General features: G+C 46.5%; 1 protein-coding gene. It reads left to right on the top strand.

Features of this window, described 5'->3' with window-relative positions; translation table 11 throughout:
* On the top strand, positions 1 to 781 hold a 781-nt coding region (locus EYY60_RS00065), incomplete at both ends, for an Ig-like domain-containing protein (protein WP_317128842.1).

The following is a 781-nucleotide window of genomic DNA, read 5'->3' as shown; positions in this document are numbered from 1 at the left end:
TTCAAACATCACCAAAACAAGCGGACAGTTCGTGGCTTCTCAAGGATGCGGAAACGCTGGAACATATACCAACACTTGGACTGTTAAAGATGATTGCGGAAATACATCAGCTGTTTTCATCCAAATAATTACAATCCGAGATACAACAGCTCCTACTTGGAATACCCAGGCCGGTTCTTTAGATGTGACTTTAGAATGCAGCGATGCTTCAGGTCTTGCCACAGCCCAGGCCCAATTCCCTGCAGCTTCTGACTTATGCGATGCTGATGTTACAAACATCACCAAAACAAGCGGACAGTTCGTGGCTTCTCAAGGATGCGGAAACGCTGGAACATACACCAACACTTGGACTGTAAAAGATGATTGCGGAAATACTTCCCAAACTTTCACTCAGGTGATTACAATCCAAGACACAACAGCTCCTACTTGGAATACCCAGGCTGGCTCTTTAGATGTGACTTTAGAATGCAGCGATACGGCAGGTCTTGCCACAGCCCAGGCCCAATTCCCTGCAGCTTCTGACTTATGCGATGCTGATGTCTCAAACATCACCAAAACAAGCGGACAGTTCGTGGCTTCTCAAGGATGCGGAAACGCTGGAACATATACCAACACTTGGACAGTTAAAGATGACTGCGGAAATACATCAGCTGTTTTCACCCAAATAATTACAATCCAAGACACAACAGCTCCTACTTGGAATACCCAGGCCGGTTCTTTAGATGTGACTTTGGAATGCAGCGATGCTTCAGGTCTTGCCACAGCCCAAGCCCAATTCCCT

Source organism: Flavobacterium zhairuonense (assembly GCF_004352915.1).
In the GTDB taxonomy this organism is placed as follows: Bacteria; Bacteroidota; Bacteroidia; order Flavobacteriales; family Flavobacteriaceae; genus Flavobacterium; species Flavobacterium zhairuonense.
This window is presented reverse-complemented; position numbering and strand designations above follow the sequence as displayed.